Annotated in this window: 16 protein-coding genes; 1 reads left to right on the top strand and 15 read right to left on the bottom strand. The window is 44.9% G+C overall.

Annotation, left to right across the window (positions count from 1 at the left end):
• Window positions 1-200: 200 nt before the first annotated feature.
• The 13 genes from ACEPST_RS06330 to ACEPST_RS06270 all read right to left on the bottom strand — a co-directional run bounded on the left by ACEPST_RS06330 (window position 201) and on the right by ACEPST_RS06270 (window position 11,799).
• Window positions 201-1,943 carry a hypothetical protein gene (locus ACEPST_RS06330; RefSeq protein ID WP_204121947.1) on the bottom strand — a complete coding sequence of 581 codons (1,743 nt, stop codon included), beginning with the start codon at window positions 1,941-1,943 and terminating at the stop codon, window positions 201-203.
• A gap of 169 nt (window positions 1,944-2,112) precedes the next feature.
• A complete protein-coding gene (locus ACEPST_RS06325; protein ID WP_204121948.1) occupies window positions 2,113-2,994 on the bottom strand; it encodes a hypothetical protein in 882 nt (293 codons plus the stop codon).
• A 56-nt stretch (window positions 2,995-3,050) separates the two neighbouring features.
• Window positions 3,051-3,413 (bottom strand): hypothetical protein, encoded by a 363-nt coding sequence (locus ACEPST_RS06320; RefSeq protein ID WP_204121949.1) that lies wholly within the window; start codon window positions 3,411-3,413, stop codon window positions 3,051-3,053.
• 58 nt (window positions 3,414-3,471) lie between these two features.
• Window positions 3,472-3,834: a hypothetical protein gene (locus ACEPST_RS06315; RefSeq protein ID WP_204121950.1), complete on the bottom strand. Its 363-nt coding sequence runs from the start codon at window positions 3,832-3,834 to the stop codon at window positions 3,472-3,474.
• Window positions 3,835-3,858: 24 nt separating this feature from the next.
• Entirely contained in the window at window positions 3,859-4,323 is a 465-nt protein-coding gene (locus ACEPST_RS06310; protein WP_204121951.1) for a hypothetical protein, read from the bottom strand.
• Between the two features lie 89 nt (window positions 4,324-4,412).
• On the bottom strand, window positions 4,413-5,480 hold the full coding sequence (locus ACEPST_RS06305; RefSeq protein WP_204121952.1) for a hypothetical protein: 1,068 nt from the start codon (window positions 5,478-5,480) through the stop codon (window positions 4,413-4,415).
• A 147-nt stretch (window positions 5,481-5,627) separates the two neighbouring features.
• Window positions 5,628-6,143, bottom strand: a complete 516-nt coding sequence (locus ACEPST_RS06300; protein ID WP_204121953.1) for a hypothetical protein — start codon at window positions 6,141-6,143, stop codon at window positions 5,628-5,630.
• A gap of 12 nt (window positions 6,144-6,155) precedes the next feature.
• Entirely contained in the window at window positions 6,156-6,602 is a 447-nt protein-coding gene (locus ACEPST_RS06295) for a hypothetical protein (RefSeq protein ID WP_204121954.1), read from the bottom strand.
• Between the two features lie 37 nt (window positions 6,603-6,639).
• On the bottom strand, window positions 6,640-7,161 hold the full coding sequence (locus ACEPST_RS06290; protein WP_204121955.1) for a hypothetical protein: 522 nt from the start codon (window positions 7,159-7,161) through the stop codon (window positions 6,640-6,642).
• Window positions 7,162-7,206: 45 nt separating this feature from the next.
• On the bottom strand, window positions 7,207-8,067 hold the full coding sequence (locus ACEPST_RS06285; protein WP_395390579.1) for a hypothetical protein: 861 nt from the start codon (window positions 8,065-8,067) through the stop codon (window positions 7,207-7,209).
• A gap of 170 nt (window positions 8,068-8,237) precedes the next feature.
• On the bottom strand, window positions 8,238-8,666 hold the full coding sequence (locus ACEPST_RS06280) for a hypothetical protein (RefSeq protein WP_204121957.1): 429 nt from the start codon (window positions 8,664-8,666) through the stop codon (window positions 8,238-8,240).
• A gap of 18 nt (window positions 8,667-8,684) precedes the next feature.
• Entirely contained in the window at window positions 8,685-11,198 is a 2,514-nt protein-coding gene (locus ACEPST_RS06275) for an AAA family ATPase (RefSeq protein ID WP_395390578.1), read from the bottom strand.
• A 28-nt stretch (window positions 11,199-11,226) separates the two neighbouring features.
• Window positions 11,227-11,799, bottom strand: a complete 573-nt coding sequence (locus ACEPST_RS06270) for a hypothetical protein (RefSeq protein WP_204121959.1) — start codon at window positions 11,797-11,799, stop codon at window positions 11,227-11,229.
• Window positions 11,800-12,065: 266 nt separating this feature from the next.
• Between ACEPST_RS06270 and ACEPST_RS06265 the strand changes: the two genes are divergently transcribed.
• The gene (locus ACEPST_RS06265; protein WP_125765289.1) at window positions 12,066-12,248 is read left to right on the top strand and encodes a YlcI/YnfO family protein; all 183 of its coding nucleotides are present in this window, start codon (window positions 12,066-12,068) and stop codon (window positions 12,246-12,248) included.
• Between the two features lie 806 nt (window positions 12,249-13,054).
• Here the strand turns inward: ACEPST_RS06265 and ACEPST_RS06260 are convergent.
• Both ACEPST_RS06260 and ACEPST_RS06255 read right to left on the bottom strand, forming a co-directional pair.
• Window positions 13,055-13,390 (bottom strand): type II toxin-antitoxin system Phd/YefM family antitoxin, encoded by a 336-nt coding sequence (locus tag ACEPST_RS06260; RefSeq protein WP_204121960.1) that lies wholly within the window; start codon window positions 13,388-13,390, stop codon window positions 13,055-13,057.
• 151 nt (window positions 13,391-13,541) lie between these two features.
• Window positions 13,542-13,904 carry a hypothetical protein gene (locus ACEPST_RS06255; protein WP_203639725.1) on the bottom strand — a complete coding sequence of 121 codons (363 nt, stop codon included), beginning with the start codon at window positions 13,902-13,904 and terminating at the stop codon, window positions 13,542-13,544.
• Between the last annotated feature and the right edge of the window lie 40 nt (window positions 13,905-13,944).

The raw sequence follows: 13,944 nt of genomic DNA, 5'->3' as shown, positions 1-13,944 counted from the left end.
CCCCTTTCTGCTTTGCTTGATTACATTATCTATAATAGTCAGGATTGGTCAGTATTGCAAGTAATTAGCACTCTAGATGCTAGAGTGCTAATTTGTTCGTCTTATCGCTTTAATACCGGCTTTTATATTGAAAATATAATAGTTCTCATCAGCAGAAAGGTCAATTAATTTGATTAAAGGTCAAATAGTTGGTTAAAAGGTCAGAACTTTTTGCTGTTGGTCAATCGCGACCGCCACCACCAAACCAGAGTCCCTAGCCAGCCGACTGTCGCAACCCACAACAGCAACCGTGAAAGCAATCGCGGTTGATACTGAAAGGTAAACGTATTCTGACCAGCACGACTCTGAACCGTTGCCAACCGCAACGTCTGCTTGGGATTGTTGCGGTACTGAAAGGCGTGACCATTCAGCGTCGCTTGCGTGTTGCGGTACATGGCAACCGGCAACGTCAGTGATTGGGCTTTCGTTCCCGTCCACCGAAGCGTTGTGGTGTGCCGCCCAATTGTCTGGTGCAGGTGCGGACCGGTACGGTGGTAAAGCACGTGGTCCAGTTCCTCATACGCCGCGAAAACATTATCAGTCGGCTTGTAGTTCGGCTGAAGGGGCAAATAGTCCGGCGTTGATTTAGTCGCGAGCGTTAATGGCTTAGCGAGATTAGAGCTATTAAAGGCTGTTCGCAGGTTTTCCAGTTCCTTAGCGGAGTACGTCCGTGCTGGATAAATGGCACGCGGAACCGCAAAGAGTTGCTGCGTATGCCGCAGGGTTGAGTAGCCATTGACGGCAATTAGGAGAACGCCCAACCCGGCAATCCCCAGTCGCAGCAGGCCATTCCACCCACGACCCAAGATTGTCGTTGATAGCAACTGACCGTCAGCGACCAGCAATAGCACCGTCCCCACCGCCATAAACCGCGAGGGAAACTGAATAAAACTGATGGCTGGCAGTAAGTGGAAAATGGCATTCCAGGGCAAGAGCACCGACGAGATTACATAGAAACCAGCACCGAGACTCGCCGTCACCTTGGTCGAGAAACTTAACTTGCGCCAACCAATCAAGAGAATAATCAGGCTGGCGACTAGCACTACCAGAATCAGATAGCGTGAGCGATGCAGAACCAGGACGTTAAACGCCTTTCTACTGGGGTCTTTGACCTGACCGACGCCCAAGATTCGGTTGCCCATAAAGACTTCTACCATGCCGGCAATCACGTTGGCACATAGAACCAGGTACAGCAGGATGGCCTGCCCGATTTTCAAGAGAAAGTCACGCCGGTTCGGCAGACGAAACAGGGCAATAATCGCGTAAACAAACAGCATCAGCGCAATTTGCGCGGCTGAGATCAAATGGGTCTGCGTCAACAAGGCCATCACAACCGCCATCTGCCAAACGTTGACCGGGTGCTCGCGATTTTCAATCATCCGTACCCCAACGATCACGCCTAAAGGCATCAACGCCGCGCCCCAGCTCATGAAGGACTGACGGATATTCCACATAATAATTTGATAAGTAAACGGGTAAAGAATGGCAATCGCCTGAGCTGTCAGGTTAGTGACCCGGCACCGGCGGAGCGCCACGTACATGCATTCGGCGGCGACTGCGCTGAGGACGACGCGAGATAGAACTTGGTACTTCACGTAGTTACCCGCTAGCAGGAGTAAGGCGCCATTGAATCCTGCGGCAAACGGCCCGTAGATGGCGTTGACCATCCGGCCCATCCCCTGATACTCATAGGGCGCAACAAAGTAATGGAAATTCACCTGTTTTAGCTGCATAACAGCATCGTAGAACCGGTTAAAGTGAAAAAGCCCATCGACACCGAGAATGACCGAATGACTGGTAAGTTGCGGTAGCGCCGCTAAGAAAGACAGCGCAATCACAATTAAAAGAAACGCGTGTTGCCACAACCAGGTTCGTACTGGGTGTTGGGCTGGTGACTCTGACATAGAAATCCTCCCTGTTAAGTGACTGTTGGCAAAGAAAAAGAGGGCTGCCACCCTCCCTTTCTAGCTAGTCTGGTAGTCCATGATTGAGCTTACTGTTGAACGAGACCTTCTCATTTCGTAAAACGATGGCATGACCTGAAAAAATATCCGTCAGATCATCACTTCGACCTCACCCTTCGTTAGATTCAACCGTATACTTCAATTTTTTGCCGTCGAATCGCGTAACACCCTTGCTCGTAATCGTATAAGTATGCTTTTTACCCTTTAACTTGTACGAGAAGGTTAACCACTTGCCTTTGACATTATTCTTGATTGTCGTTGGCACGTTTCCGTATTTATTATCGTAAATCGTGTAATGCTGCGTTTTACCGCTCTTGAGATACTTCGTGACGCTGTGTTTTCCTTTCTTTTGAGACGAATAGAACAGTTCTAATTCGCCACCTGTGCAACGAAGGGCCTCAACCCCCGTGTTCGAATAATTACCATCCGACTCTCTCATATATGAACGCAAAACAAACTCGGCGCTGGTCGCAAAGGAAAATGAATGTCCCGCATTTTCCGCCTGAAATTTAATCGGTTGGCCTAAAATTTCATATATCCACATAGCCTTAGGCAAATCACTGTCGCCAAAGTTTGCCGAGTAGGTGTAAAACGAGGCAGAGGCATACTCATTATGTTTGGGTTGCTTCCCAAAAGCCGACGTCCGCATCCAACCAACTAATTTATGCGTGCCCTCATGATTAGCCCGCCAAGAATACTTGTAAACGCGATAATACTTATGGCCCTTAATCTTGGCTTCAGCTAACGGCCAATAGTTATCCGTCACCTTGGACCCATTCACGCGGCGCAACAGCTTTCCCTTGCTGGAATAAACGCCGGCACGATTGGGCTTGTCGGAATTTTCCTCGTACTCCAGCAAATCAATCGGGTAGGGATGCTGCCATTTGTGAATGTAGTGAACCGCAGCATTCGCCGTCGTTGGTGCTTGTTGGGATAGATATAACCCACCCATTACCGCAATAACCAGCGCGAACCATTTAAAATGTTTCATCAAGTACCTCCTGATTTTAAAAAATCCATTTGAATCTCTACGCAATCGTGCGAACACTAATATCGCTTGAGTGTTTCACCAAGCCATTTGATCTTATTCTTAGAAATATAAGTGAATGAATGCGTCGTCCAACGGTTAGCTTTATAGGTAAAGATTCGAACCCGATACTTATTGTGTCCAAGGGCCTTGACTCGCGGCTTGCCATACACAAAAACCCAACCGGTTGCGACCCTCAACGCTGAATCGTACCCGTTCTTTCTAACGCGTATACGTTCAGTTTTATTCCGCCAGTGGCCCCAAAACCTCTTTGGCATCTCCGAATGATAACTAGAAGCATTGGCTGTAACTGGTGTTAGTACTGTCGTTGACAACGTCAAAGCTGCCAGCAACGCAGCCGTCCATTTTAATCCAGAACGCATGAGTAAAACCTCCTACAATTTCATTTAATCGACGGACAAAATCTCTAGTCGCTTGACGTTAACGATGCCAAATTGTCAAAGAATCATTAGCATCCCCTCGCATCCCGTGATACATCTTGTGCCCTTTAATCCAGTACGGGGTCTGCTCGAACAGATCAGTCTTTTTAACGGTATATTTATTGCCGCTCTTGAGAACCTTTTTAAACGAAATCTGACTCGTGTACTTCTTGCCTGTTGGTGCCCAATAAATGTGATACTTCGTGATTTTGGTCTTGTACTTGCCCCGAATCCAGACGTGACGCAACGCTTTAGGCATCCCGTTAACCGTAGCTGCATTGGCTGTGGTTGGCGTTGCGTTAATCAGTAACACTGCGACGCCTAACATTAGTAACGCGGTCAGTAACCATTTCATTTTTTTCATTGTCGTGCTTCCTTTCTCAAACGACTAATAGCGATAATAATAGGTAGACGAGACTTTTTGCCCCAGTGCGACTGGCGTGCTACGTAACGCTGTTTTACCATTCCGCTTGACCCGCCGCCAGCTTGGCCACATATCTGAATAGCTCTGGCCTACCGTATAATCCTTGTGCTTGCCAAATTTTGTGATCGACAAATCGCTATACCAGGGACTGCTAGCCTGGACATGCTTCGCCATTTTAAAGGTCTTTCCAGACAGACTATGCCATTTCTTCTGACCAGCATTTCGATACTTCCACTGCCACTTGGTAAAAATAACTTTATCGTAGGATTTTTTCTTTTTATCGTAATGCCGCCAATGGCCTCGCAAGGTCTTGGGAACGACCGTATAATGCTTCGTCACTGCTTGAGCTGTCACTGGATTGGCATTAATTAGCGTTAACCCACCAACCATCGTCAGTAATAAGGTCAAAGTTATCCAAAATTTTTTCATGTATTTAACTCCCCTTCACATTGCCACAATAATTTTCACTATCCTGGCATCTTCACAAATAACGATTAATTGTTAAAAGTCCGCGTTACTCAGTCAATGCGATCAGCCTCACTTAGCTTGTCAAACTGGTCTTGACTAACGGTCGTGGTTTTTCCACGGGTAATGTCCACTTCCTGTTTGCCAATTTGGCCAATAAGTGATTGGCCTCGTAATACATCACCATAACTATCAGTTGGCATAATATAGAATTTGAAAACGTAATGCCCGGGCTGTTCCGGATAGCCACCAAACTTAATGGTTTGCGTATTTTCATCAACACCATAATATAAGTCGCCTAAAATATTTCTGTTATTTTGATGCCACTGACAATTTTTAGGCCACAAAGAATCAAAACCACTAGGATGGGTTCGCGCAAAAGCATTAATAATTGGATAATGGTTCCCGTGACTTATTTTTTGAAGTTTATCGGCGACACCCCATGTATAGTAAAACGATTGCTTATCCATATATTTAAACGACTTAGCCGTCACTAGCGGGTGAACCGTCTTCTGCGTCAAATCAGTATCCGCTGCACTTGAAGGAACGACCAGCGTATTGCCATTTCCTATGTCATCCGCGGTCTGATAGGTCAGTACGGTACCGTGAACAGTTGGTAGGTTAAAGGTCTTAATCGGGGTTCCCTCATATTGAAGCAATGTATTCCCACTAAACGTCGCCATATAGCGTTTACCCCAGTATTTTTGGATAATTTTGGGAAACTTCTTAAAGTCCTTATCATTTCCCCAAGCGCCCGTTGTAATTTGCATCCACTGTCCAGAATATGCTGGGGCGGGGTAGCCTGCCTTCTTCGTTGGAATTACGGGCATCCCTTTGACTGTATATAAGCGAAAATGTTTTGTCTTATTCTTGGGAACTGTATAAGATCCATGTACACTAACACGAATCTTTTTGGGCATGACCTCAACATTCATGCCATGTTTCCCTGAACCGCGATACCACAGATGGCCACCCTTATGAAAAGTGGCGCTCTTAGCTTGTGCGACCACCGTTTCATGTTTATTACCAACAGAACCAGCCCCAACTACACCAAAGGTAACGCCAATAATCAGCAGTTGACCCACTAGCTTACTAATAGATAGACCTCGTGTGTTCTTCATAAGATGACTCCTTATCCTTTTCTATTTGGCAATCTCAGCCGCAAAGATAGTTATCCAAAAGCAGTGTCACTATCTTTGCGGCTTTATCTTTCGCACAAATAAGTTGGGGACAACTCGACTGTCATCCACCAACTCTTTGTGTCTTGCTTAACGTAATCCTTTAATGGCAACCTTCTTGGTGTACACGTGGGCTCGGTCCTGATGCATGGCCGCAGCAAACGAGGCCTTTTTACCCATAGGTCCTGCCACACCAACCATCCCGGTGTACAGTGCCGCATATTGATGACCTTTGAGTGTGTAGGTGCCACGCTTGTAGCTCTTCCACATATTACTGTTCGTCCAGGCAACAGTGTACCAACCGTGACCATTACTAGTAAGGTTCACCGCATGTTTCGTCGTGAAACTCTTAACCAGCTTATAAGTTGACGTCCCTTGAGACTTACCGTAATGCCAAGTAGTCTGTTTCATTGACCGCTTGGTAAAGGTCGTCTTGTAGCGATAATGCTCGGCATCCCGGTAATACCAGGTTCCACGCATCTTCTTGGGAAACGTCGTCACGGTTTTAGCGGCCGCAGCCGTCGTTGAAACGTGCGTCTGCATCGCCACCACACCAACGCTTAGACTGGCTAAAATGAGGCCGCTCTTAATCACTAATCGATTCATGTGCTTGCCCCTTTACTTAACACGCTGATAAGGTAGGCCGACAATGCTACTGTTGCCTTTAATATTCAACACGCCCTTCTTCAAAACGAAGTGCATTTTAACGTTCTTTTTACTTTTGAATACTCGACCTTTTACGATGGTACTGATCATCTTGTAGTGGGTTAAGACCGTGTAATGGCCCTTAGACGTTTTCTTATACCGTGGAGACAAGTAGGTGTCATTAGTATCAATTTGCTTAATCACAAATTTTTTGTTCGACACTTTGAAGTACTTTAAGTTGTCCTCATTCTCACCAACTATTTGCCAATGATCCTTCTTGGGAATCATCCACTTCCCGCGAAGAACCTTAGGCATTCCTTGATGATACTTCGCTGCCTGTGCACTAGTTTGTGGTTGTGCAACGGCTCCAAGGGTCAAGCTCAATACAACGGCCGCTGCTGTAGCAAATATTTTTTTCATGATTATGACCTCCAATTAAAACCTATCGCTGACTTGATTAAAGTAAGCCTTTAATAGAAACCTTCTTGGTATAAGCACGTCCATGGTCTTTGTGCATGGCCATATCAAAAGATACCTTCTTCCGCACAGGGTCTAATACACTGACTGCACCGGTGTATAGCGCTGCATACTTGTGTCCCTTGATTGTGTAAGTGCCGCGCTTGTAATTGGTCCATGCATCGGTGTAGGCCACACTGACCATATACCAACCGTGGCCACTTTTGTTCAAGTACACATCACCCATTTTCTTACTCTTTACAACCAATCTATAAGTCCACTTGTGTTGCACCTTACCATCATATAAAATAGCTTTCTTCAAGGTGTGCTTGGTAAAGATCATCCTGTTAGTGTTGTTGTTCCCGTCTCGGTAGTACCAAGTCCCCCGCATTTTCTTGGGGAAGGTTTTAATGTTTTTGGGCGTTGTGGCTGCCTGAGCTGTTGGCGTTATATTCGCAGTGAATACGCCGCCCAAACTTAGGCTAGCTAAAACCAAGCCAATTTGTAGAACGAATCGTTTCATCGTACGCACTCCTTACCTGTTCTTATCGTCGTATGCTACCACTGACTAACGAACCGCCACTTTAACTGTCTTGGTGATAGCGGCGTACTTGCTACCATTCAGTCCACCGGCATTGGCTTTAACACTCTTGGCCTTAGGTGCATAAAGTTTAATCTTGAAAGTATTCTTACTGATTTTCAGGTACTTAGCGCCACGGTAAGACGTGACCTTCACCCGATTCAGCTTCTTAGTCTTGGCTAATGCTGACTTGGTCAATCGGTTATTGGTGACTTTTCCCGTTACCACAACGTATTTGCCTTGCTTACGCGCTTTAACGCTGTAAACCTTGTTAGCTTTAGCTGCTGGTTGCACCTTGGTGACAGTTTCACTATAGGCTCCAAGTGCTGATTCAAAATTCTCGCAAAAATCATTCAGTTTAAAATCATTGTCTCTTGACGTATTCCGAACCGCATCTACGTCTGACTTGTAAGTATCTAATGCCACTTGATCATTTTTAGTTAAACGTGATTTGAAGTGTTTGTACAAATACATGACACCAGAATAATCCTTATCAAATGCATCTTGATCTCTAAAGTAACCTGGTGTGTTCAAATTTTCAAAAGATTCTATGGTTCCACTAATTGTTGGCGTCTCAGGATTTGCGTCCCCATAAGCAGCTAATGGATCTGCCAAAAACGCCTTGATTGTCGAAATCCCCAAATCCTCTTTAACACCATCAGTGGACATCAACCCAGCTTTTTGAACGGCATTCACGTCACTCAAAAACTGACTGCGACTAACCGTCTTCGCCTGGGCAACCACCGTTTGTGTCAGTGGTCCATTACCATTGGTCAACAGATCTGCCCCACCAAATAAGGCCAGCGCCGTGACTGAGGTTAAGGCTGTTCTTACGATAAACTTATTCATAACTATTTCCTCCAAAATTGACTTCAACTATTCCCAACAACTTCATGAACATAATCAACTTATTACCCGCTCATGCACTATGTAAAATCAACCAGCGATTTCCAAACTGCGCCGTCCGGACGCAATCACTCCCTTATTCGCTAGCTGAATTAATACTTTTTTTACTAAGTCTACTTTTTCGGTAACCAAGCCGTGGCCTTAGTGTAGTGACCATGGCCTTTAATCAATTGATATTCTTGATACTTCAATCGACTGCCAACCCGCCTGATTCGAACCTGGTATGGCTTCAAAGAATTTATCATTTCAATTCCTTTAAGAACGTAGACGTGTTGACTAGTCTTGCGGTACTTCATCTTTCCCAACACAAGCGGATCACCAATCCAATATGAATTAAGACCCTTCTTAGTGATTTTGACACCAAGCTTGGCATTAAACGCGTACTTACCCTGACCTGCCCGCTTGTTACGTTCCCAAGTGCCACGCAACACCTTGGGCGTCCCCTGGTGCCACTTGGCTGCATGAGCCGTGGTTGGCGAATCCAATGCCAGTGGTAGGCCAATCGATAGAGTTACCGCAGCTAGTGCTAACAACTTCTTCATAAGTTTAGCTCCTTCACTTTAACGAATCGCTTCAAGTAAAATTTCATCCGGAATCACGGTCAAATCAGGCCGGTCCAGGTGATCAACTAACCAGTTCTTGTAGTTACTGATGAGCTTGTCCGTAAAGTTACGGGCCCAACGCCCATTTGCCTGTTCATTTGCTGGCAGGCCCTGGTACTTATTCGCTACCAGATGCTTCAACAATGACTCATCAATCTTCCAGTTCTGAGAAATACGCCGGTACACAATTTCACCAATTTCGTCCGGGGTATAATCACTAAAGTTCAGCGTCAGTGGAATCCGCGACCGCAAGCCAGGATTAGCGCTTAAGAAGGTCTCCATTTGATCCGTATACCCGGCAAAAATCGCAATGAATTTATCCCGATTATTTTCCAATTCTGTAATCAAAGTTTCCACAGCCTGTTTTCCGAAATCATTACCATTCTGCGCCGTTAACTGGTAAGCTTCATCAACAAACAACACGCCGCCCAATGCATCCCGGACAGCTGTACGCGTTTTCTTTTCCGTGTGCCCGATGTACGCACCCACTAGGTCGGCCCGACTGACTTCCATGACCGTGTCTTTTTCCAAAATTCCTAGGTTATAGAACAATTGCGCCAAGATTCGGGCAACGGTCGTTTTCCCAGTTCCGGGATTCCCCGTGAAGACCATGTGATACGTTGGCTTCTTAGAATCCGGCAGCTTGTCAGCCAGTTTCCGTTCCACGGCGACCCGTTCGACCAAGTCATGGATGTAGCTTTTGACATCATCCAGCCCAACTAATTGATCCAGCTGGTCTAGTAGTACCTGAACTTTGTCAGCCTTAGCATTATCATCCCCACCAACCAGTTCATGGATATCATCATCCAAAATCAGGGTGACGTCACGCTCAGGGTCATCAATACAGTTATTGGCAACAATTTGAACCAATTGCTCGTTAAAATTACGAACCCAACGACCATTACTGTTCTCGACACTGCTCTTGTAGGCTGTTTCCACGGCATCTGTGTAGACCTCTTGGTTGAACTTAAACTGCTTGCTCTCTAGTTGCTTGACCCCAATCGTGCTAATTTCTTTGGGCGTATAGTCCTGAAAATCAAATACGTTTGGTGCGCGCGATTCTAAGCCAGGATTCATATTGATGAAATCTTTCATTTCTTTGGTATAGCCGGCAAAGATAATCATGAGGTCATTGCGGTGGTCTTCCATAAATTTCAGAATCGTATCCACGGCTTCTTGACCCCAGTTTGTCCCGCCACCCTCTTGGTACAACGTATAGGCTTCATCAATGAAAAGCACGCCACCTAAAGAATCCTGCAAAATTTTCTGTGTCTGCTTGGCCGTTCCCCCAACAACTTGAGCGACCAAGTCCTGACGCGCAACTTCGTGATAACTATCATTGGGAAGAATCCCCTCATCATGCATGACGCGGGCAACCAACCGTGCGACTGTCGTTTTCCCAGTCCCAGGATTCCCCAGGTAAATGGAATGGTAAGACTGACTGACACTGGGCAGGCCCTGTTCTTCGCGCTTCTTATTATAAATAGCGACCCGCATAAAGCGGTGAACGGCTTCCTTCACCTTAGTCAAGCCGATCATGCCATCCAGTTGATCGATGGCTTTGACGACTGGCTCGGGTTCTTCAGTTGGTTCCGGCTCTGCGTCATCGTTGGTTTCTGCGTCGTAGGGGACTGCTGACTCGTAGGAGTTTGTCTGATCATCCTCACCGTCGGCTGCTTCGACCGTCACTTCTGCCCCCGGCACATTAACTTCTGACTGTTCATCCATCCCTATAATCATTACAGGTTTAGATTCCGGTTGAATGTTACTTTTCTGACTGGTTAAGAAGCCATGGGTAACAAACACCCCCGTTCTTTCAGCCTGAAGAATTAGGCTCTCCGTGGTTAGCTTCGAACCATCAAAGACTTTAATGGATGAATCATCTGTTGGAACGGTACCATCGAAGTACACGTCAGTTCCCTCAAGTTCAGCCTCATTTGACAACCATATTTTTCCGTTGATTTGGCTGGTTTCAACCTTAAGATAACTATTCAAGACATAAATACCATCGACAATTGATTGTTTAACTAAGTAATGTCCCCCATCACCATCTAGGGCTTCATATTTATCCGTACTGTTTCGTCTAACCTCAGAGCTCAGTAATGTCACACTGCCGTTATGGTTCCAGATGGTTGGAACGTCACCCGTCGTGTCTAAATTGAAGATCGTTCTAGAAGCAATAAACTCTCCGTTTGCTTGAACGTTGATGACATTGTTATTGGCCGTGAAATTAATTTGCATATTCTCGACCTCAAACTTGCCATTTTCTGCGACACTGAAATGTGAGTTAATTTGCACGTCTTGGGGCTGCTTGCCATCCCCCCTCATCCGAATATTCTGAATATTATAGCCATCGGTGTTCGTATAGGTACCTGGATCAAAAACGATTACGCCCCCGGCTTCTACCATCTTGACAGCTTCATCAAAGGTATGTTTGCCAAACCCCTTACCCACTAAAATCGGCTTTCTCACATCGCCACACTCCTAACTCCGACACGTTTTATAGATTCATCTTTTTTGCTTCATGATTCATGTAAATTAATCCGACTGGACCAATGATGATGCTGCCTAACCATTTCACCATGAAGAAAATGAAGCGGAAGAACCAGTAAATCATCACCATTGAACCATTTGATTCATCAGAGTTATTGTTGGGCGTCGCAAATAAGATCCGGGCAACTGCACCCGGTTCTTTATGAAAGAGTCCGCCAATTTCTTTAAAGACGGTAACCGTCACTGGATAGAGGATAAAGTCCAAAATGAACCACCAACCCCACTGACTCATTGCTGACGCTGAAAAACCGCCCGAAAAGAGTAGTAGACCAATGAACGAGAAAATGTACTGAGTTATCCAGAACGAAGCCGGTTGGAGCTTGAAAACCCGCGTCACATAATGCCCGTAGTGTTGTAAGTCTTTGGGCTGATCAACTGCTGCTTGTGTTCCAAACTGTGGTTGCTGAGTTTCAGTCTCTGTCTCAGCTGTCACCTTTTCAGTCGTCGTATCTGTTTCATCATTGGTTGGTTTGGTATCATCGCTAACACTATTGACCCCAAACTTTGGCTTATCATCCATAACTAAATTCCTCCTGATTTCAAATTCCTATGTATAGACATGACTTTCAAAATATTTCAACAATTACCATCGTCGCCTTAACCCACCAGAGCTATCCCATTCTCAGTGACCTATCAGCCTCTTTTTATCCACTGACCCTTAATCACTTAAAAAGCAGTCTAGCTTTCAAAGAACACCCTCACATCTAAGACAAAACGTAGTGCTTTATGCAGTGCATATTATCGGGACATTTTTACTTAAACTTGTCTTCCAGGAGGTGATTGCAAATGGCATTCAAAATTCGACATGATCGTAAAGAAACCGTCAACAAAACAGTTCGGTTTCCGCTGGAACTGGTAGAAAAGATTGAACACGCGATTGAAGGTGAGGACGTCACCTTTTCAACTTTTGTGATTCAAGCTTGTGAATATGCGCTCGACAATATGGAAGATGATAAAGATAAGAAGTGAAAGTCAATTGTTTAAAGGCTTATACAAATAATATCGCAATGCATTTAGCAATGCAATATGTATTGCCTTTCACTTTTTTGCTTTATATTCTAAATCTTTATCTTATGTAGTAATTACAATGAAAAGTCATCTAAATCCAAACTAGATGGCTTTTTACATACGTCTTCGCTTAATCAGTGGCTCCCAACGGACAGGTTACAATTCGTGGAAACAGCCGAACTGTTTTAAAAAACGCCAATCTGTTGAAAAGTCATTAATCAAAAATGTTTGGCGGATAATTATTTTGGCTTTTTCGACAAATATTCCGCGTGATTTTGCATGCTTTTCACTAGTGAAAACAAAATTTGAGCAAGCTAACTATCACGTGGCCCATTTTTTGATTGTGATTGACTCACCACCCAATTTAAGAGGCAGACTTTTAAAAATCTCCATAAAAAAAGAGCAACCGGCTCACACCAGTTGCTCCAAATCTCTCACTAATTATCTCAAGACTACTCTTTAAACTGCGACAAGCGCTGTGCAGCGTCACGATAGACCGCTTTATCTGCTCGCCTGCCAATGGCTTGTATTTGAATGATTTGAATTTCTTGATCAGCCTGTCCGAAAACTATTCGCAATCCCATACGCTTGTTTTTCAGCTTACGGCAATTAGCTTCCTGCTAACGGTTGCCCGGCTTGCATCCCGAACTTCCTAATCCTATTCAGTCCTTTATCGACAAAGACTTTCTGGGAACCGTCTAATTTTTGATAGTCGTTCCGCGCTTCTTCTAGGTAGGTAATTGCGTATGCTCCAATCTTATCTGGCATCATTCCCAACCATCATTTTCATCGACTACCGGAGCCTCGTCAGATACGGAACCCCGAACCGTTTTATCATCCACTAAGGACGTCGGGGCTTGTGCCTGCTTCAGTAAACGTTGCGAGACCAGATAATCTTGTTCCATTTCAAACAACTTTTCTTGAAGCTCCTCATTTTGATTAACCAGTTTTTCATAATCCGCCACTGCCAAGACAACTCCCGCCGGCTGATCCCGATTGAAAACATAAACGCCGGTTTTTTTGTCGCCCGCTTCATCAAACAGTTTTTTAGGAGACTTCTTCAAATCAGTGATATTACTGATTGGCACGTTCATCGTTTGCATTTAGAGCACCTTCTCTTTTAGCATATAGTAACATGCTCGCTAAATATATCCTACGTAAATGACTTTTATCCGTCTTACTAAAGTTTTTTAAACGTTTCATTGCCATAAAAAAAGAGTAGCCAGCTCACACCAGCTACTCTCCAGATTAAATTTAGTAAGTTTCTTGTTGCACATCGTTGTCGATGATATTTTCATCGAGCGCTTCTGACAGCTTGTGCAAGCCGGCATCACGCGTTTTGATAATGTCCATGTTGAAGATGATGGAATCAATATCGCCACCAGCAAAGTCAAATTGTTCGAAGTAGACGTAAGGATCGTGGTCTTCGTCGTCGTTTAAGAAATGCTTCGTTACAGCATCAGATAAAGCGGTCGCCCATTCTAAATCTGCCATCTTTGGTAAATCTTTCTTCGTCACATACCCCGGATCAAGAACCAACTTCGACGCCTTTTCAACGTCCTCGTCAGGAATTACTACGGTCGGTTTCTTTGTTTCTTCCTTTGGTGTATCTGCCATAATCAAAATCTCCTTTGATGTTTCTGACTTTAGTCTAGTC

This window comes from Levilactobacillus sp. FUA 3915 (assembly GCF_044053135.1).
Lineage (GTDB): Bacteria > Bacillota > Bacilli > Lactobacillales > Lactobacillaceae > Levilactobacillus > Levilactobacillus lanxiensis.
Note: the sequence above shows the minus strand (reverse complement) of the source record. Positions and strands in the feature narration are given on the sequence as shown.

Coding starts and splice junctions, on each gene's coding strand:
- ACEPST_RS06330 (WP_204121947.1), bottom strand. CDS start 1,943: ATGTCAGAGTCACCAGCCCAACACCCAGTACGAACCTGGTTGTGGCAA.
- ACEPST_RS06325 (WP_204121948.1), bottom strand. CDS start 2,994: ATGAAACATTTTAAATGGTTCGCGCTGGTTATTGCGGTAATGGGTGGG.
- ACEPST_RS06320 (WP_204121949.1), bottom strand. CDS start 3,413: ATGCGTTCTGGATTAAAATGGACGGCTGCGTTGCTGGCAGCTTTGACG.
- ACEPST_RS06315 (WP_204121950.1), bottom strand. CDS start 3,834: ATGAAAAAAATGAAATGGTTACTGACCGCGTTACTAATGTTAGGCGTC.
- ACEPST_RS06310 (WP_204121951.1), bottom strand. CDS start 4,323: ATGAAAAAATTTTGGATAACTTTGACCTTATTACTGACGATGGTTGGT.
- ACEPST_RS06305 (WP_204121952.1), bottom strand. CDS start 5,480: ATGAAGAACACACGAGGTCTATCTATTAGTAAGCTAGTGGGTCAACTG.
- ACEPST_RS06300 (WP_204121953.1), bottom strand. CDS start 6,143: ATGAATCGATTAGTGATTAAGAGCGGCCTCATTTTAGCCAGTCTAAGC.
- ACEPST_RS06295 (WP_204121954.1), bottom strand. CDS start 6,602: ATGAAAAAAATATTTGCTACAGCAGCGGCCGTTGTATTGAGCTTGACC.
- ACEPST_RS06290 (WP_204121955.1), bottom strand. CDS start 7,161: ATGAAACGATTCGTTCTACAAATTGGCTTGGTTTTAGCTAGCCTAAGT.
- ACEPST_RS06285 (WP_395390579.1), bottom strand. CDS start 8,067: ATGAATAAGTTTATCGTAAGAACAGCCTTAACCTCAGTCACGGCGCTG.
- ACEPST_RS06280 (WP_204121957.1), bottom strand. CDS start 8,666: ATGAAGAAGTTGTTAGCACTAGCTGCGGTAACTCTATCGATTGGCCTA.
- ACEPST_RS06270 (WP_204121959.1), bottom strand. CDS start 11,799: ATGGATGATAAGCCAAAGTTTGGGGTCAATAGTGTTAGCGATGATACC.
- ACEPST_RS06265 (WP_125765289.1), top strand. CDS start 12,066: ATGGCATTCAAAATTCGACATGATCGTAAAGAAACCGTCAACAAAACA.
- ACEPST_RS06260 (WP_204121960.1), bottom strand. CDS start 13,390: ATGCAAACGATGAACGTGCCAATCAGTAATATCACTGATTTGAAGAAG.
- ACEPST_RS06255 (WP_203639725.1), bottom strand. CDS start 13,904: ATGGCAGATACACCAAAGGAAGAAACAAAGAAACCGACCGTAGTAATT.